This is a genomic window from Desulfovibrio sp. 6_1_46AFAA (assembly GCF_000224635.1).
Lineage (GTDB): Bacteria > Desulfobacterota > Desulfovibrionia > Desulfovibrionales > Desulfovibrionaceae > Desulfovibrio > Desulfovibrio fairfieldensis.
In genome coordinates this window covers 589,686-606,839 of record NZ_JH114300.1, presented here as the reverse complement: position 1 = coordinate 606,839, position 17,154 = coordinate 589,686, and the positions used below count along the sequence as shown (strand labels likewise).

The following is a 17,154-nucleotide window of genomic DNA, read 5'->3' as shown; positions in this document are numbered from 1 at the left end:
CTCCTTGCAAAGAAAAATGGACTACTGCGCCTTGTACTGGGAAAGCGGCAACAAAGGCACGCCTTCCGGCAAGGTAAGGCGCATCTGCTCTTCGGTAAAGGCCTTGGCCGGTTTTTCCCTTTCCTTGACCAACAGGATGGCGCGCTTGCCGTTGCTGTGGGTCAGAGTCAGGCGACGGGGCAGCGGCGGCACGGCGTCGTCGTAGGCGATTTCCATGCTCCAGCCCTTGCCGCCCTGCGGAGCTTCGCGCCAAGCCACGGGCAGTCCCTCGGCATTGAGGTTTACGCTGCCGCCGGGCTTGCCGCTCAGCTCGTAGCGCGCCAGGTCGTCGGGCAACAGCGCGGCGGTGGTGTGTTCCGCGCCGAACACCGCGGCATAGCGGCCGTTGAGCAGGTCCGCCAGATGTTCCAGATCAAAGGGCACGGGCACGCCCACCTTGAGCAGCGGTTTGACCGCGCCCTGGTAGAAATAGGCTTTGTTTTCGCCCGGGCTGTAGACCAGAAAATGCTGGCCGTCCTCCAGGATTTTTGCCACCACCGCACCCACGCCGGCCATGACGTCCAGGCGCAGCTGGCGTCCGCCGTTGCCCCAGAACAGGGCCGTGACCCGACGGGTGTCGCCCTCGGTGCCGAAACGCAGGCTCATTTGCAGGCGGTAGGGCGCGAGCGGCGCGGCGTCGCTCGCGCCCGTGAACTTTTGCCAGCGGTTTTCCAGGCGGGCTTGTGCTTCCGGGCCCAAATCGGCGGTGGAAGGCTGCTTGGCGCAGGCGCAGGCCAGAAGGAAACAACAGAGAAGAGCGAGTTTTTTCATAGTGTTGAAAGACGCTGGCGCAATGCTTCGGCATTGGCGGGTTTGAGGTCCAGGGCCTTCTGGTAGGCTTTGCGGGCCTCGTCTTTGAGGCCCGAGCGCAGAGCGATGTCGCCGTAATGCTCCCAAATGGAGGAATCCACCTGATCACCCAGCTTCACGGCCCGGCGGATTTCTTTCAGGGCCTCTTCCTGGCGGCCGGACTTGAACAGGGCCCAGGCCAGGGAATCCACAATATAGGACTGATTGGGCGAAAGTTCGTCGGCCCTGACCAGCAATTTGACGGCCCGTTCCAGATCCCGGTTTTCCTCGGCTAGGGTATAGCCCACATAGTTCAGGGCTTGATAATTGTCCGGGTGGTTGGTCAGAATGCCTTCCATTACCGTGAAGGCGTTCTTCTTGTCGCCGGTTTCGTCCAGCAGGGAACCGAGCAGAAAGGCCAGATCCGTATTGTCCGGCCAGGTCTTGACAGCCGCGCGGGCCACTTTAAGGGCGTCCGCCATCTGCTTCTGGCGGGCCATCAGACGGATTTCAAACTCCCAAAAGTCGGGCACGTCGGCAAAATCCTTCTGGCCCTGGCGCACCACCTTGAGCGCCTTTTCGTTCTGTCCGGCTTCGGCCAGCAACTGGGCGCGCAACAGACGGGAGCGGCCGGCGCTTTTGCTTGTAGGCGGCATTTTGTCCAGCCAGGACAAGGCCATGGGCAGATCCCGGCGCTGCTCATAGGTCAGATCCGCCAGCAACAGGTAGACCTCGCCGGGCGCGCCGCCGTCGGCCACGATCTGCTTGAGCAGGCTTTCGGCCTGGAGATAGTGGCGCGAATCCATGAACATGCTGGCCACCGTGAGCTTGAAGGGCACGGTGTCCGGGCCGAGGCGCATGTACTGGAGCGCCTTCTCGGGCTGTTTCAGGCGCAGGGAGATGTTGACCAGCCTGAGGGCCACATCCTGGGTGGAAAAATTGAGCTTGATCAGTTTCTCATAGACCGTGCGCGCTTCGCGCAATTCCCCGCGCTGCTCGTGAATGAAGGCCAGCTCGGCCAGGGCCTCCACAAAGTCCGGCATTTCCTTGACGGCTTTCTGGAGATAGGGAACGGCGTCGTTCTGGCGGGCCATGCCGATCAGCGCCCTGGCGTGATAGTAGTCCACCAGGGGGGAGCGCTGCTTGGCCGGAATGCTGTTGAGCAGCTTTTCGGCTTCCGTGAACTGTTTGCTTTTGACCAACAGCAGGGCCAGTTCCAGACGGGCGTCCAGAGAATCCGGATGTTTTTGCAGATAGGCGCGCATCAGCGTCACGCCGCGCTCGGGCATGCCGTGCTCCATGAGCGCTTCGGCATAGAGCAGATTGAGCGACATGTCTTCGGGCCAAACGCTCAGGGCCTGTTCCAGCAAAATCACGGCATTGGGGGACTTGCGGCTCATCAGCCAGACGCCGCCCTCCATCCAGACCTTGGCCGGAACCAGAGATTCCTTGAGCATGGACGCGGCCTGCAACAGGGCCGCCTCGTCCTCGTCCAGCAGGGCCTGGGCGTAGAGCAGATAGGCATAGGTGTTCCGCGCTTCGGGCGAGAGTTCAGCTTCCAGCGGACGCACGGGCACGTCCTGCAGGCAGGCTGGCTCCTTCAGCATGGGCGCGGACTTTTCCTCAACGGCGGATTGCCCTGAAGCCTGTGCACCCTGTGGCTTGTTGCCGGCGCAGCCGCCGCAGCCGAGGAGCGAAAGCGATGTCGTGGCGGTCAGCGCGAGGGCGCAGAGCAACGCTATGGTTTTACGTTTCATTATAATTCAATGCCGTTCGGTTAAAAAAGCCGCAACCACGGCGATATTTCTGAAAGCTGGCCCCAACAAGCAATAATGCTTCCTTGTCGCGTCAAAGCGAAGCCTTTTGCACGCCGCGCCGCTGTCCGATTGACGGGCGGACAGCGGCGTTTATGATTGTATCCATGCGTCTGAAAAGTCCTTGATGTCCAGGGTGAGGTGTTGGCGGATTTTTTCCAGAAGCCGGGCCTCAAGCTGGCGGACGCGTTCGCGCGTAACGTTATACCGTTCGCCTATCTCGCGCAAGGTGACGGGCTCGTCGGTGAGCAGGCGGTTCTGCAGGATATACACTTCCTTTTCATTGAGCTTGGGCATGATGGTTTTCAGGCGCGAGCGCACCAAGCCCGCGATCTCGTCCGAGGCCAGGGTGTCCTCAATGCCGGGGCCCAAGGCGGGCAGAAAGTCCATGCGGCTGGCCCCGCCGGAATCCTCGCCCACCTGGACGTTGAGCGAGAGGTCCGTGGAGGCCAGGCGCTGGTCCATCTCATTGATCTGGTCCTCGGTCACGCCCAGGCGTTCGGACAACATGGCCGCGTCAGGGTCGTAGCCCTGGGCGATCAGCTTCTGGCGCTCGCGGTTCAGATTATAGAACAGCTTGCGCTGCACCTGGGTTGTGCCGATCTTGACCATCCGCCAGTTGTCCATGATGAACTTGAGGATGTAGGCCTTGATCCAGAACGAGGCGTAGTAGGAGAACTTGATGCCCTTGTCGGGATCAAATTTGTTCACCGCGCGCATCAGGCCCACGTTGCCCTCCTGCACCAGATCCAGCACGTTCTGCATCCAGCGGCGCTGGAAGTCCATGGCGATGCGCACCACCAGCCGCAAATGGGAAGACACCAGCCGGAAAGCCGCGTCAGGGTCGTTATGGTCGCGCACGCGGAGAGCCAGCTCATGTTCCTCTTCAGGCTTGAGCATGGGAAAGCGGCTTACCTCGCGCAGATAAAGGTGCAGGCTGTCGCGTGTGCCCGCCGGAGAAGGCAGACGCGGCACGCTCGGGGCGGGAAGGGCGCCGTCGCTTCCTTCCTCCAGGGCCAGCTCCGGCTCGGCATCCTTGTCGTCGTCCACATCCAGCACTTCACCCGCTGCCAGTTCTTCGCCGTCCAGCAGATCCAGCGTTTCCAGATTCTGTTCTTCGTCCTCCCCGGCTTCGCGCGGAGCCTCAAGCACTTCGATTTCAGGCTCGACTTTTTTAGGGGCCGTATTGCTTTTTCCACTCTTATGCCGCGTGGAAGGGGCTATCTTATTATTTTTTTTCATTTTATTTATACTCAATCACTGCCGCTCGGAACAGGCGGCAATGCCTTATGCTATAGTTTTGGTTTGTCCTTTTCAATGTTTTTCAGTACTAAAAACTCAGCCGCGACCCGGAAGGCTTTTCCGGTCGGGTAGTGCTGAAAAACGCAAGCCTCGCGTCAAGAGACGCTTGTCGCAACCCCAATAGGGGAATGCGCGCCGCCAATGGCGGCGGAGCGAACCGAAAAGCGTGGTTTTCGGCGTAGCGGCCCCCGTGCCTGTTAAACGCCGCAGGCGTAATTATGACACCGGGCGCTTGTTGCTTATTTTTTTATACAGCCTTTGAAGGCGGAGAGCAAAAAATGCCGGTCCCTCGCCCCGTGCGGGTGATCAGCGTGCCTGTGTCCGCCCGTAACAACAAGAAGTGGATAAAATGGCTGACATGACATTCAGACAGGCGCTCGGCCTCGGGCGTCCTCTGCTGCTCGACGGGGCCATGGGCACCATGCTGCAGGCCTCCGGCCTGCCCGTGGGCATGAGTCCGGAACAGTTTTGCATGGAAAGCCCCCAGGTATTGCGGGGCATCCACAAGGCCTATCTGGACGCCGGGGTGGATCTGCTGACTACCTGCACCTTCGGCGGCAATCCTTACAAGCTGCCCAAGGAACTGGACGTCTTCGCTTTCAACAAGCGTATGGCCGAAGTGGCCCGGGAAGCCGCACACGACGCGGGGCGGCCTGTTTTTGTGGCCGGCAACGTGGGACCCAGCGGCCAGTTCGCCAAACCCCTGGGACCGGTGGAGCCGCGCGAGCTCATCGCCGGTTTTGCCGCCCAGATCCGCGGCTTGGTGGCCGGTGGGGCGGACCTGATTTTTGTAGAAACCCAGTTCGACCTGGCCGAGGCCCGCGCCGCTGTGGTGGCGGCCCGCCGGGAATGCGATCTGCCGGTCATGGTCTCTATGACCTTTGAGCAGGGCGTCAGCCTGACCGGCTCCAGCCCGGCCATTTTCGCCGAAACCATGCAGAATCTGGGCGTGGACGTGGTGGGCACCAACTGCAGCCTGGGCCCGGACCAGATGCTGCCGGTGGTCCGGGAGTTGCTTGAAACCTGCGCCTGCCCGGTTATGGCCGAGCCCAACGCCGGTCTGCCCGAGCTGCGCGGCAATGTGACGGTCTTTCCCCTGGGTCCCGAGGAATTCGCGCAAAAAACAGCAGCCTTTGCCGGACTGGGCGCACGCATTCTGGGCGGCTGCTGCGGTACCACGCCCCGACATCTGGCGGCCCTAGCCCAAGCCGTGCGCGGTATGGACTACAGTCCTTCGGAAGCGGCGCGCCGGGACGGCATTTGCCTGACAAGCCGTTCACAACTGGTGCGCATCGGCGCGGGCGAAGCCCTGGTGATTATCGGCGAGCGCATCAATCCCACAGGCAAAAAAGTGCTCACCCAGGAATTGCAGGAAGGCCGCTTTGACGCGGCCCTGCAACTGGCCGACCAGCAGGTGGAGGCCGGGGCCGGGGTGCTGGACGTCAATGTGGGCGCATCCCTGGTGGATGAAACCAGCCTGCTGCCCGAGCTGGCTCAGCGCCTGATCGGGCGGCTGACTCTGCCGCTCTCGCTGGATTCCTCCAACGCCGAGGCCATTGCCAAGGCTTTGCCGTACTGTCCCGGCTCCTTTCTGGTCAATTCCATCAGCGGCGAGGCCGATCGCATGGATGTGCTGGGTCCGCTCTGCCGGGATTACGGCGCGCCTTTCATCCTGCTGCCGTTACAGGGCGCGAAGCTGCCGGTGCAGGCTTCCGAGCGCATCCGCATTGTGGAAAATCTGCTGGAGAGGGCGGCCGGTCTGGGCATTCCGCGCCGCCTGGTGATGGTGGACATCCTGGCGCTGGCCGTGTCCTCCAAGGCCGAAGGCGGCCGCCAGTGTCTTGAAATGGCGCGCTGGTGCCGTTCTCAGGGCCTGCCCACCACCTTGGGGCTTTCCAATACCTCTTTCGGCCTGCCCGCCCGTGAACTGCTCAACGCCACCTTTCTGTGCATGGCCGCGGGCGCGGGCCTCACGTCCTGCATTGCCAATCCCTCGGCCACGCGCCTGCGCGAAGCCGTGGATGCCATGCGCGTGCTCGGGGCCCATGATCCACACGCCGAATCCTTCATCGCCTCCTATGCGGAATGGAAACCGGCGGGCGGCGTGACCCTGCGCCAGGGCGACAAGGCCGGGGCCGCCAAAACCCTGGGCGAGGCCGTGCTGACCGGCGACAAGGAAAACGTGCTGCCCCTGCTGGAGGCGGAACTGGAGGCCGGAGCCGACCCTTTTGCCCTGGTGCGGGATACGTTGATCCCGGCCATTACTGAAGTGGGCGCGCGCTACGAACGCCGGGAATATTTTCTGCCCCAGCTCATCCGCGCCGCGGAAACCATGCAGACGGCTTTCAGCCATCTCAAACCCCGGCTGGAAGCCAACCGGGGGCCCGAGGAGCGTCCGGTAATCGTCATGGCCACGGTGGAAGGCGATATCCACGACATCGGCAAGAATATCGTGGCCCTGCTGCTGGGCAACCACGGCTTTGACGTGGTAGACGCGGGCAAGGACGTGCCCGCCGAGGCCATTGTGGCTTGCGCCCTTGAGCACAACGCGCGTATCATCGGGCTCTCCGCACTGATGACCACCACTATGGTCCGCATGGAGGACACCATCCGCCTGATCCGGGAGCGCGATCTGCCCATCAAGGTCATGGTGGGCGGCGCGGCCGTGACTCAGGCCTTTGCCGACGCCATCGGGGCCGACGCCTATTGTCCGGACGCGGTGTGCGCGGTGCGCGCGGCCAAAACTTTTGTCTGATTTCGTCCGCCGCGTGTCCCGTTCAGGGCGGCGTCGCGTTGCATTTATTCGCATTCTTCAACTTTCACATTAAGGTTTGTCATGAAAAAAATATTCCTGCCCCTGCTGCTCTGCCTTCTTCTGCCCTGCGCTGCCTGGGCTGAAACGCTGCCCTCGCTGAACCTGGCCGGTTTGACCGATCTGCTGGCCAAGAACAAGGGCAAGGTGGTGATGCTCAACTTCTTCGCCACCTGGTGCCCGCCCTGCCGGGTGGAAATCCCGGAACTGATCAAGACCAGCAAGGCTTACGCGGACAAGGGCGTGGTGATCATCAGCCTGTCCGTTGACGAGGACGCCGCGCCCGTGCTCCCCTTTGTCAAAAAAATGGGCATGGATTATCCGGTCTATCTGGCCGGACGGGACATCACCCGGGCTTATCAGATCAGCAGCATTCCGCATAACGCATTTTACGCCAAGGACGGCACGCTGGTTCTTTCCGAGCCGGGCATGGCCGACGAAAGCATGCTCAAAATGGTTATCGACAAGCTTTTGAGCCAGAAATAATGGAAAACGACTACCTGACCCGCAAGGCCCATCTGGACGATGTGAAGGCCATGCATGGCCTGTTGCTGGCCTGCGCCCAAAAGGGTCTGCTGTTGCCGCGCGCGCTGATTTATCTGTACGGGCACATCCGCAATTTTTTTGTGGTGGAGGCCCCGGACGGCGAAATCGTGGCCTGTTGCGCCCTGGCACCGGTTTGGGAGGACCTGGGAGAGATCTGTTCCTTGGTGGTGCGCGACGATCTGCGCCGTCAGGGCCTGGGGCGGCGGATGGTCGCGGCCTGCATTGGTGAGTGCCGCGAACTGCATCTGAAAAAGATTTTCGCTCTGACCTATCAGGAAGCGTTTTTTACCCGTTTAGGTTTCAGAGTGGTGGAAAAAAGCGTGCTGCCGCAAAAGATCTGGGCTGATTGCGTACATTGCGCCAAATACCCGGATTGTGATGAAACGGCGGTCTTTCTGGACGTGCCCGGCGCATTGGAAACTGTGTCCGCGCGCCCGGCGGCGGCCGGGGAAAGATAGGGGGAAGCATGGCTGAGACGCTGCGGGTCAAGGAACTTAAATCCGTGTTCACCCCGGAACAGATTGCCGTGCGTGTGCGTGAGCTGGGCGTGGAAATCGACGGCCTGTACGGACAGGAACCCTTGGTGGCCATATGCGTGCTCAAGGGGGGCGTTATCTTTTTCAGTGATTTGGTACGTGCTTTGCATAACCAGAACCTGGAACTGGATTTTGTCCGTCTGTCCAGTTACGGCAAGAGCTCGGCCAGTTCCAAGCATGTGATCTTCAACAAGGATGTGGAAGTGGACATCCGCGGCAAGCACGTGCTGATTGTGGAAGACGTGGTGGACAGCGGCCACAGCATGCGTTTTCTGCTGGACCAGTTTGCCGCCCGCCAGGCGCGCAGCCTGCGTCTGGCCGCTCTGGTGGACAAGCGTGAGCGCCGTCAGGCCGACGTGAAGGTGGATTTTGCCGGTTTCGTATTGAATAAGGGTTTTATTGTCGGCTACGGCCTGGATTACGCCGAACGTTATCGGACGCTGCCCGGCGTCTGTGAGATCATTCCTGAATAGCCTTGTTTCGGCTCCGGCGGCCGGACCGTTTTGTGGAGTATTGGCATGGAAGTAAAGTGTCCGCATTGTACCAGCCGTTTCAATCTGCCTGACAACCTGGCCAAGCCGGGCGTCAAGCTGCGCTGTTCGGTCTGTAAGACCGTATTTCCCTTTGCGCCCGAGCCCGAAGCGGTCTTGCCCGGCGAGGACGAACTGCCGGATATGCAGGAACGGCCGTCCGGCGGCCGCCGCAAGTTCTGGGTGGCCCTGGCGCTCATTCTGCTTTGTCTGGGAGGCGGCGCGTACTGGTATTTCGGCGCGCGGCATCCTGATACGCCGCCCACGGAACAGGAACTGGCCAAAAAGGTCGAGTTGCTGACTATGCGCAATGTGCGCCAGTATTATGTGGATAATGAAAAGGTGAAGGGCAGGGTTTTTGTGATTGAGGGCCGGGTGGTCAATGAGTTTCCGCAACCCAAGGAACTGATCACCGTGGAGGCCGCCATTTACGACAAAAACAAAAAGCCCCTGGCTACCAAGACGCAGCTTGCGGGTACCCAGCTTTCACTTTTTCAGTTGCAGGTGCTCAGTGAGAAGGAGATGGAATCCTTCCTGAACAACAAGGTGGAGATTCTTGCCAACAACACCAATGTGCGGCACGGCGGCGAAGTGCCCTTCATGGTGCTGTTCTATGCGCCGCCCGAGGATGTGGCCGAGTTCGGCGTGAAGATCGTGGACGTGAAGGATGTGCCTGAAGCGGAAAAATAGCCGGGCCGCGCTCAACGTTGTTTCCGGATGTTTATATCCCGGTTGCCGCCCGAGAGGGAGACAACCGGGATATTTTGCGTTCAGGTTTTTTCTGCCGCGCCCGTTACGGATTTTTTGATTCATGCCAGGCGCAGCACGCGCCGGGCGTTTTCGTACATGACCTTGTTGCGGACATCCACGCTCAGCTCAAAGCCCGCATAGGCGTCCAGCGCGTCGGCCAGCTCCACAAAGGGGTGGGCGCTGGCGAACAGAACCTTGTCGCTGATGAGATCGTTCATGGCCCGCACATAGACATCCACCATGGGCGCGCGCTCGTATTCAGAAATATCCATATATACGTTGGCGTTACGCAGGCAAGTGTAGATGGCCTCGTTGACGAAGGGATAACCGCCGTGGCTCATGATCAGGGTCAGCTCCGGGAAGTCGCGGGCCACCTTATCCACGTCGCGCGGGTCGGCGTATTCCAGAATCGCGCCCGGTACCTGCGGCGGCGGGGCCATGGTGATGAAGGCCGGCACGCCCAGCTCACAGCACTTGCTGTAGAGCGGATAAAAACGCGCCTCGGAGGCGGGCATGCGCGCCAGATAGGGGTCGATGGCGATGCCTTTCATGCCGTAGTCCTTGACCACGTGTTCGATTTCACGCACGGCGGCCATCTTTTTATGCGGGTCAATGCCCCAGAAGCCTATGAATTTCTGCGGATAGGCCCGGCAGAATTCCAGCACGCTCTTGTTATTGGCCGGAAAGCCGTAGGTGGTTTCGCAGTCCCTGCCTGTGATCACGCCCAGCTCCACGCCCAGGCGGTCGAGGTCCGCCACAATATCGGGAAGGGGCTGGGCCTTGCGGGAGTCAAAGCCGATGGCCTTGCAGGCCGCCTTGAACATAGCGCTGTTTTTGATGCCGTTGATGATTTCAGGCGTGTTGGGCCGGAAGCGGAAATCAATGATTTTCATACTACAGTCTCCTGAGCCGTTTTATTTATGATTTTAAAAGCGGTTCCGGGGCGGCCCGGATACACCTTGCTCACTTGCCGCCCACAAGACAGAGCGGTACCTGCGGGAAGTAGGTGCAAAGCAGCAGAACCAGCAGCATCAGGCCGATCATGGGCAGGGCCATGCCGGCGATTTTTTCCAGTTTGGCTTTGGCCACGCCGCTGGCCACAAAAAGGTTCACGCCCACCGGCGGGGTGACAAAGCCGATGGCCAGGTTGATCACAATGATCACGCCGAAATGCAGGGGAGACACGCCCACGCCCGTGACCACCGGCAGAAGAATAGGCGTAAGGATCACGATGGCGGCCAGGGCTTCCATGAAGGTGCCCACGATGAGCAACAGCACGTTGATGAGCAGCAGGATGACGATCTTGCTTTCCGTGAAGCTCAGGATGGCGCGGGCGATGGTGCCGGGCACGTCCTCGAGGGTCATGATGTTGCCGAACAGCGTGGCCATGGCCATGAGCACGATGATGACGGAGGAGGTTTCGCAGGCTTCCTCACAGGCGCGGGCCACGGCCCGGCAGTTCATTTCGCGGTAGAGAAACACGCCCACGATGAGCCCGTAAAACGCCGCGATGGCCGCCGCCTCGGTGGGCGTCATAACGCCGCCGTAAATACCTCCCAGCACGATAACCGGCACCATCAGCGCCCACTTTGCCTCCCAGGCGGCCCTGCTCAAGGTGTCCACGGTGCGTTTCTTCTGTTCCCCCCGCCAGCCGCGCCTGCGGGAATAGAAAAAGCAGTAGCCCATGAGCACCAGGCCGGTGAGGACGCCGGGCACAATGCCGCTCATAAACAGATCACCGATGGAAACCTGGGCCGAAACGCCATAGACCACAAAGGGATTGCTGGGCGGGATCATCACGCCCACGCAACCGGCGGCGGCCACCAGGGCGGCGGCGAAAAACTTGTCGTAGCCGCGTTCCACCATGGCCGGAATGGTCAGCGCGCCGATGGCCGCCACCGTGGCCGGTCCAGAGCCGCTGATGGCCCCGAAAAACATGCAGGTCACAATGGCCGTGAGGCCCATGCCGCCGTACAGGCCCCCCACAATTTCGTCGGCCAGTTTGAGCAGGCGGCGGGAAAGTCCGCCCGCGCCCATGAATACCCCGGCCGCGATGAAGAAGGGGATGGCCATGATCGGGAAGCTGTCGATGGAAGTGAAGGCCACCTGAGCCATATACTCAATGGGCAGGGTGTCGGCGCTGATAATGGTGGCTAGGGTGGACAGGCCCAGGGAAATGGCGATGGGCACGCCGATGACGCAGAGCAGCACGAAATAGCCGAACAGCGCGTGCAGGGGTTCGATATAGTCGCAGATGAAACAGGGCGCGATGACGGCCCCCGTCAGGGCGAAGCCGATCAGGGAATCCGAGAGGCCGCAAAGCCGGACCTGCTTATACAGGGATTCCAGCAGGCGCAGGCACATCAGGCCGAAGCCCAGAGGCAGAATCAGGTAAGGAACGAGATAGGGAATGCCCAGGGCCGTGGTATGCTGCGGAAATTCCAGCAGCCTCTCAATCTGACCCCAGCCGTACCAAGCGATGACGGAGGTAAGGCAGAGAAAAAGGCTTTCCACCACAATCCAACTAATTTGCTGGAGACGTGGGGGCAGATGGTCATAGAGCATGTCCACGCGGATGGACGAACGTTTACGGATGGCCACGGAAACGGCCAGATAGGAAATCCAGATAAAGATGTACCGTGAAAGTTCCTCGGTCCAGACGGCGGCTCCGGCCCGGTCGATAAATTTTGTAATAATATAGCGGTAGATGACCTGCCAGGTGATAAAAAATATGATGCTCAGCAGGCCCGTCACCATGAAAATGCTTTCAAAATTCTGATCCAGCCAGTGGAGCGGCCTCTTTTTCCCGTCAATGGCGTCCATGTATTTCCCCGTGGGTAGCTGCGAGACCTCTTGCCAAAGCGGGCCGAAAGCGTGCTTCCGGCCCGGACCTCAATAACAGCTCCTAGTTCTGGGTCTCGGCAATCAAAGCCAGCAATTCCGCCGGGATTTCCTTGGAGAACTGGTCCCGCACAGGCTGGGTCTTCTGCTTCAGCTCCGCGCGTTGCTCGGGCGTCAGCCTGGTAATGGTGATGCCCTTGTCGCGGAAAGCCTGCCAGGCCTTTTCCTCGAGCCTGACGCTTTCGGCACGCTGCCAGATCAGGGCTTCGTGCGCTGCCTCGGTGATGATCTTCTGCTGTTCCGGCTTCAGGCTGTCCCACTTTTTCTTGTTCATCAGCAGCATGTGCATGGAATAATTGTGCTGCGAATCCATGGCGTGCTTGAGCACTTCGCTGTGCTTGGCGTCATTGAGCAGGGAAAAAGTGTTGCCCTCGGCGTCCACGGTGCCCTGTTGCAGGGCGGTATAGGTTTCTCCCCAGGCCACGGGCGCGGGGTTCATGCCCAGCTCTGTGGCCACGGCCACCTCCACCGGAGAGTCGGTGGTGCGGACCTTGAGGTTCATAAGATCTTTGACCTCATTGAGGGGATGCTTGGTCGAAACGAAGTTGCGGTAGCCGTATTCGCTGAACATGATGGTTTTCAGGCCCACGCTCGCGGCTACCTTGTCCAGGGCTTTGCCCAGTTCGCCCTCGTCAAGGGCCTTGTAGAGTTTTGCCTGGTTTTTGGGGTCTGTGACGTAGGGCAAATCAATGGCCATGTAGGCCTTGGAGAAGCTGGCCAGATTGGGCGTGGAGCTGGAGGACATGTCCAGGGTGCCCGCCTGGGCCGCTTCAGTGGTCACGCGGTCGCTACCCAGCTGACAGTTGCCGAAAATCTGGATGCGTATTTTGCGGTCGCTCTTTTTTTCCACCAGTTCCTTGAATTTTTCATATCCCACGGTCACGTTGTTGCCCGGAGCCATGGGATGTCCGAGACGCAAGGTAAGAGGTTTTTCCGCACGGGCCTCAGGCGCGAAGACGGCCAGAGACATGCAGGTCACGGCCGTACACGCCGCCAGCAAAAATACGTTACGCATCGTCATCCTCTCTTGGGTTGGAAAGTGGCGAAACACAAACCCCCTGATGCGGCCAACCGTTGGCCATCTCTTTGTGATTTTTTTGTTTTGCACGATGCGTGCCAGCTCGGAATACTCTGCGATTGAATTATAATTATTCTTTTCAGTTAGTTATATTATGCAATAAGTATCGAAGCGAGGCCATGCGCCGTTGATGTCGCAATTGTGCGACATTTTCGGCGGTTGCAGATTAAGGACTTGGCCGCTGTTTGTGAAAAGAGATCCATATAGGCCTGACAGGCCTTGGAAAGGGAAAGTCGCGAGCCGTTCCACGAAGCTGTCGCAGATTTGCGTCGCAAGTTTTCGGCTGTTTTTTGGAATTCATTCCTGAATGATGCAAATTTGCGCCTTTTTTCGGAGAACAGCCGACCAGCGAAAACAGAGAAAGGTAAATTTTCTTTATTTTTTATATATATCAGTATGTTAAAAATATGGCATGCCCCATGCAGAGGGCGGAGGGAATGAGAACTACCGCCTGTTCATGGCGTTCCCCACGCCCCACACATATTATCAGGAGTTGGATGATGAGCATGACCACCTGCGAATGCCGGTCCCCCCAGGAACAGCGTCTCTATGATCGGATCGAGGGCAAAGAGGACAAATTCCGCAAAACGCACGCCCGCGTTTTCAAACTGCTGGAACGCTTCGACGGGCAGAAGCCGCGTATCGATATTGAACGCGCCCTGTACTTCACCCAATCCATGAAGGAAACCGAAGGCCAGCCCCTGGTGCTGCGTTGGGCCAAGGCACTCATGCACATCGCCGAAAATATTTCGGTCTGTGTGCAGGAAGATCAGCTTCTGCTGGGCCGTGCCGGTTGCGACGGCCGCTACGGCATTCTCTATCCCGAACTGGACGGCGACTTTCTGGACATCGCCGTGCGCGAGCTGCCCACCCGCCGGACTTCCCCGGCCACTATCACGCCCGAGGACGCCAAGCGCGTCATTGAGGAAATTGCGCCGTACTGGAAGGGCAAGACCTATCATGAGGACCTTAATGCCGCCCTGCCGCCCGAAGTGCACAAGCTGACCTACGACGATCCCGAAGGCCTGATTTCCCGTTTTATCGTCAATGAGACCTCGTCCTTCCGTTCTTCCATCCAGTGGGTGCACGACTATGCCAAGATCCTGAAGCGCGGCTTCAACGGCATCAAGAAGGAAGCCCAAGAGAAGCTGGCCGCCCTGGATCCCATGAGCGCCAGGGACGACCGCGAAAAGCGTCCCTTCCTGGAGGCCGTGGTCATCGTTTGCGACGCCATAGTGCTCTGGGCCAAACGTCATGCCGTACTGGCCCGCGAACTGGCCGAAAAGGAGCGGGACCCCACGCGCAAGGCCGAGCTGCTGCGCATGGCCGACAATGCCGAGCGCGTGCCCGGCGAGCCGGCCCGCGACTTCTGGGAGGCCTGCCAGAGCCAGTGGTTCACCCAGATGTTCTCCCGCATTGAGCAGAAAACCGGCACCACCATTTCCAACGGCCGCATGGACCAGTATCTCTACCCGTATTACAAGCAGGATCGCGCGGCCGGTACAATCACCGACAAGCAGGCCATGGAGCTGCTGGAATGCATGTGGGTGGGCATGGCCGAGTTTATCGACATGTACATTTCCCCCACCGGCGGAGCCTTCAATGAAGGATATGCCCACTGGGAAGCCGTGACCGTGGGCGGCCAGACTCCGGACGGCCGCGACGCCAGCAACGAGCTGACCTATCTGATCCTCAAGTCCAAGCGCGAATTTCCGCTGCATTATCCGGATCTGGCTGCGCGCATCCATTCCCGCGCGCCGGAACGCTACCTTTGGGATGTGGCCGAAACCATCAAGGACGGCTCCGGCTTCCCCAAGCTGATCAACGACGAGGAAGTGGTGCCCCTGTATGTCTCCAAGGGCGCGACCTTCGAGGAGGCCTTGGACTATGCCGTGTCCGGCTGCACCGAGGCCCGCATGCCCAACCGCGACACCTATACCTCCGGCGGCGCGTACATCAATTTCGCCGCGGCTGTGGAGATGGCGTTGCGCAACGGCCGGATGAAGAAATACGGCGACCGGGTGCTGGGCGTGGAAACCGGTGACCCGCGTTCATTCAAGACTTGGGAGGAATTCTGGAACGCCTATGTGCAGCAGCACATGCTCTTTCTGAAGACGGCCTTTACCCAGCAGTATATCATCAACAAACTGCGCGCCCGGCATTTTGCCCAGCCCATGGGTTCGGCCATGCATGATTTGTGTATGAAGCACTGCATGGATTTGCATCAGGAGCAGATCCCCGAGGGCATCAATCTGGGATACTTTGAATACATGGGCCTGGGCACGGTGGTGGATTCCCTGGCGGCAGTGAAGAAACTGGTCTTTGAGGAAAAGAAACTGAGCATGGACAAGCTCCTCGAAGCACTCGACGCCAATTTTGAGGGCTATGACGACGTGCGCGCCCTGCTGCGCTCCGCCCCCTGCTACGGCAACAATGACGAATACGCCGACGCCATCGGCCGCGACATTGACAGGATCTCCGTGGAATACGCGGGAAAATACGGCATGCGGGATCTGGGCATGCACAACGACGTGCGTTATGTGCCCTTCACCTCCCACGTGCCCTTCGGCAAGGTGGTTTCCGCCACGCCCAACGGACGCACCGACGGTTTTCCGCTTTCCGACGGCACCTCGGCCTCGCACGGCGCGGATGTCAACGGTCCCACGGCCGTGCTGCTTTCCAACTACAACACCAAGAATATGGGCATGCGCGACCGCGCGGCCCGCATGCTGAACATCAAGTTCACGCCCAAGTGCCTGGAAGGCGAGCAGGGCACGGAAAAACTGGTCTCTTTCATCCGCACCTTCTGCGACCTCAAGCTCTGGCATGTGCAGTTCAACGTGCTCAACCGCGAGACGCTTCTGGCCGCCCAGAAGGACCCGCAGAAGTACCGTAACCTTATTGTGCGTATCGCCGGTTACAGCGCGTATTTTGTGGATCTTTCCCCGGATCTGCAGAATGACCTCATCGCCCGGACGGAACACGACGCCATGTAAACGCCGTGGTTGCGCGCGGGAGGGGCGGACCTCTTTCCGGCTCTCCCCGCGCCCTTTATTCTCCCCCATAGCCCCAAGGACAGGCGGTATGTGTCTGGAAGACGACGAACAACGGGATCTCGAACAGCAAGGCTTTGTTTTCAATATCCAGAAATATTCGGTGCATGACGGGCCGGGCATCAGAACCATTGTATTTCTTAAGGGCTGCGCGTTATCCTGTCGCTGGTGCAGCAATCCCGAGTCACAGCATACGCGCCCCGAGCTGGCCTACAATGCCGGGCGCTGTCTGGAGCTGGACAAGTGCGGCCACTGCCTCATGGCCTGCGAACGCGGTGCCGTCAGCCGGGGCGGGGACGGCAAGCCCCGTATCGACCGCTCGCTCTGCGCGGATTGCGCCACGTCCGGGGCCATGCCCTGCGCGGAAGCCTGTCCGGCCCAGGGCCTGCTGGTCTACGGCAAAAAGCGCAACGTGGATGATGTGCTGTCTTCCGTGGAGCAGGACGCGGCCTTTTATTCCCGCTCCGGCGGCGGTATGACCCTGTCCGGCGGCGAACCGCTGTTGCAGGCGGATTTTGCCCTGGCCCTGCTGCGTCAGGCGCGTGTCCGGCGGCTCAAGACAGCCGTGGAAACCTGCGGCATGGTGCCCGCGGCCACGGTCCGGGCTGCGGCCCCCTACCTGAACTTTGCCCTGTTCGACATCAAGCAGATGGACAGTGCCGTGCACGAGGCTCAGACCGGCCTGCCCAATGCGCGCATTCTGGAGAACTTCCGCATCCTGGCCGAGGAATTCCCGGATCTGCCCATTCTGGCGCGCACCCCGATTATTCCCGGCTTCAACGACAGCGAAGAGGCCGTTGCCGCCATTGCCGCCTTTCTGAAACCCTATGCGCGGGTCAACTACGAAATGCTGCCGTACCACCGCCTGGGCACCCAGAAATATCATTTTCTGGGCCGCCGTCCGCCCATGGGCGACGTGACGCTGGGCAAGAATGTCATGCCCCGGCTACAGCGCGCGGCGCTGGACATTCTGGGCGCGAGAGTGCAGATTCCACGCTGACGCC

The 17,154-nt window shown here is 60.0% G+C and carries 13 protein-coding genes; 7 read left to right on the top strand and 6 right to left on the bottom strand.

Going from position 1 to position 17,154, the window contains the following annotated elements:
• Positions 1-21: 21 nt before the first annotated feature.
• The 3 genes from HMPREF1022_RS02475 to HMPREF1022_RS02465 all read right to left on the bottom strand — a co-directional run bounded on the left by HMPREF1022_RS02475 (position 22) and on the right by HMPREF1022_RS02465 (position 3,884).
• Positions 22-810, bottom strand: a complete 789-nt coding sequence (locus HMPREF1022_RS02475; RefSeq protein ID WP_009301704.1) for a hypothetical protein — start codon at positions 808-810, stop codon at positions 22-24.
• Positions 807-2,585, bottom strand: a complete 1,779-nt coding sequence (locus HMPREF1022_RS02470; RefSeq protein ID WP_009301703.1) for a tetratricopeptide repeat protein — start codon at positions 2,583-2,585, stop codon at positions 807-809. Before HMPREF1022_RS02470 ends, HMPREF1022_RS02475 begins: the two co-directional genes overlap by 4 nt.
• A 150-nt stretch (positions 2,586-2,735) precedes the next feature.
• Positions 2,736-3,884: a sigma-70 family RNA polymerase sigma factor gene (locus tag HMPREF1022_RS02465; protein WP_009301702.1), complete on the bottom strand. Its 1,149-nt coding sequence runs from the start codon at positions 3,882-3,884 to the stop codon at positions 2,736-2,738.
• Positions 3,885-4,302: 418 nt separating this feature from the next.
• On the opposite strand from HMPREF1022_RS02465, the gene HMPREF1022_RS02460 reads away from it, so the two are divergent.
• The 5 genes from HMPREF1022_RS02460 to HMPREF1022_RS02440 all read left to right on the top strand — a co-directional run bounded on the left by HMPREF1022_RS02460 (position 4,303) and on the right by HMPREF1022_RS02440 (position 9,058).
• Complete coding sequence (locus tag HMPREF1022_RS02460; RefSeq protein ID WP_009301701.1) at positions 4,303-6,699, top strand: homocysteine S-methyltransferase family protein; 2,397 nt, start codon at positions 4,303-4,305, stop codon at positions 6,697-6,699.
• Positions 6,700-6,780: 81 nt separating this feature from the next.
• Entirely contained in the window at positions 6,781-7,242 is a 462-nt protein-coding gene (locus HMPREF1022_RS02455; RefSeq protein WP_008684347.1) for a TlpA family protein disulfide reductase, read from the top strand.
• Positions 7,242-7,760: an N-acetyltransferase gene (locus HMPREF1022_RS02450; RefSeq protein WP_008684346.1), complete on the top strand. Its 519-nt coding sequence runs from the start codon at positions 7,242-7,244 to the stop codon at positions 7,758-7,760. Before HMPREF1022_RS02455 ends, HMPREF1022_RS02450 begins: the two co-directional genes overlap by 1 nt.
• 8 nt (positions 7,761-7,768) lie before the next feature.
• Positions 7,769-8,311: a hypoxanthine phosphoribosyltransferase gene (gene hpt / locus HMPREF1022_RS02445; protein ID WP_008684345.1), complete on the top strand. Its 543-nt coding sequence runs from the start codon at positions 7,769-7,771 to the stop codon at positions 8,309-8,311.
• Between the two features lie 45 nt (positions 8,312-8,356).
• Positions 8,357-9,058 (top strand): zinc-ribbon and DUF3426 domain-containing protein, encoded by a 702-nt coding sequence (locus HMPREF1022_RS02440; RefSeq protein WP_009301700.1) that lies wholly within the window; start codon positions 8,357-8,359, stop codon positions 9,056-9,058.
• 119 nt (positions 9,059-9,177) lie between these two features.
• Here the strand turns inward: HMPREF1022_RS02440 and HMPREF1022_RS02435 are convergent, their stop codons facing one another.
• The 3 genes from HMPREF1022_RS02435 to HMPREF1022_RS02425 all read right to left on the bottom strand — a co-directional run bounded on the left by HMPREF1022_RS02435 (position 9,178) and on the right by HMPREF1022_RS02425 (position 13,034).
• Positions 9,178-10,011, bottom strand: a complete 834-nt coding sequence (locus HMPREF1022_RS02435) for an amidohydrolase family protein (protein ID WP_009301699.1) — start codon at positions 10,009-10,011, stop codon at positions 9,178-9,180.
• Between the two features lie 70 nt (positions 10,012-10,081).
• Positions 10,082-11,941, bottom strand: a complete 1,860-nt coding sequence (locus HMPREF1022_RS02430) for a TRAP transporter large permease (RefSeq protein WP_008684342.1) — start codon at positions 11,939-11,941, stop codon at positions 10,082-10,084.
• Positions 11,942-12,023: 82 nt separating this feature from the next.
• Entirely contained in the window at positions 12,024-13,034 is a 1,011-nt protein-coding gene (locus HMPREF1022_RS02425) for a TRAP transporter substrate-binding protein (protein ID WP_008684340.1), read from the bottom strand.
• 563 nt (positions 13,035-13,597) lie between these two features.
• On the opposite strand from HMPREF1022_RS02425, the gene hpsG reads away from it, so the two are divergent.
• Together hpsG and hpsH are read left to right on the top strand one after the other, a co-directional pair.
• Positions 13,598-16,093 carry a (2S)-3-sulfopropanediol dehydratase gene (gene hpsG, locus HMPREF1022_RS02420; RefSeq protein ID WP_008684339.1) on the top strand — a complete coding sequence of 832 codons (2,496 nt, stop codon included), beginning with the start codon at positions 13,598-13,600 and terminating at the stop codon, positions 16,091-16,093.
• An 88-nt stretch (positions 16,094-16,181) separates the two neighbouring features.
• Positions 16,182-17,150 carry a (2S)-3-sulfopropanediol dehydratase activating enzyme gene (gene hpsH / locus HMPREF1022_RS02415; RefSeq protein ID WP_009301698.1) on the top strand — a complete coding sequence of 323 codons (969 nt, stop codon included), beginning with the start codon at positions 16,182-16,184 and terminating at the stop codon, positions 17,148-17,150.
• The last annotated feature ends 4 nt before the right edge of the window (positions 17,151-17,154 follow it).

Excerpts from the sequence above, each read along its gene's own strand:
- HMPREF1022_RS02465 (WP_009301702.1), bottom strand. The coding sequence starts at position 3,884 with ATGAAAAAAAATAATAAGATAGCCCCTTCCACGCGGCATAAGAGTGGA.
- HMPREF1022_RS02475 (WP_009301704.1), bottom strand. The coding sequence starts at position 810 with ATGAAAAAACTCGCTCTTCTCTGTTGTTTCCTTCTGGCCTGCGCCTGC.
- HMPREF1022_RS02435 (WP_009301699.1), bottom strand. The coding sequence starts at position 10,011 with ATGAAAATCATTGATTTCCGCTTCCGGCCCAACACGCCTGAAATCATC.
- HMPREF1022_RS02455 (WP_008684347.1), top strand. The coding sequence starts at position 6,781 with ATGAAAAAAATATTCCTGCCCCTGCTGCTCTGCCTTCTTCTGCCCTGC.
- hpsH (WP_009301698.1), top strand. The coding sequence starts at position 16,182 with ATGTGTCTGGAAGACGACGAACAACGGGATCTCGAACAGCAAGGCTTT.
- HMPREF1022_RS02450 (WP_008684346.1), top strand. The coding sequence starts at position 7,242 with ATGGAAAACGACTACCTGACCCGCAAGGCCCATCTGGACGATGTGAAG.
- HMPREF1022_RS02430 (WP_008684342.1), bottom strand. The coding sequence starts at position 11,941 with ATGGACGCCATTGACGGGAAAAAGAGGCCGCTCCACTGGCTGGATCAG.
- HMPREF1022_RS02440 (WP_009301700.1), top strand. The coding sequence starts at position 8,357 with ATGGAAGTAAAGTGTCCGCATTGTACCAGCCGTTTCAATCTGCCTGAC.
- HMPREF1022_RS02460 (WP_009301701.1), top strand. The coding sequence starts at position 4,303 with ATGACATTCAGACAGGCGCTCGGCCTCGGGCGTCCTCTGCTGCTCGAC.
- HMPREF1022_RS02470 (WP_009301703.1), bottom strand. The coding sequence starts at position 2,585 with ATGAAACGTAAAACCATAGCGTTGCTCTGCGCCCTCGCGCTGACCGCC.
- hpsG (WP_008684339.1), top strand. The coding sequence starts at position 13,598 with ATGAGCATGACCACCTGCGAATGCCGGTCCCCCCAGGAACAGCGTCTC.
- hpt (WP_008684345.1), top strand. The coding sequence starts at position 7,769 with ATGGCTGAGACGCTGCGGGTCAAGGAACTTAAATCCGTGTTCACCCCG.
- HMPREF1022_RS02425 (WP_008684340.1), bottom strand. The coding sequence starts at position 13,034 with ATGCGTAACGTATTTTTGCTGGCGGCGTGTACGGCCGTGACCTGCATG.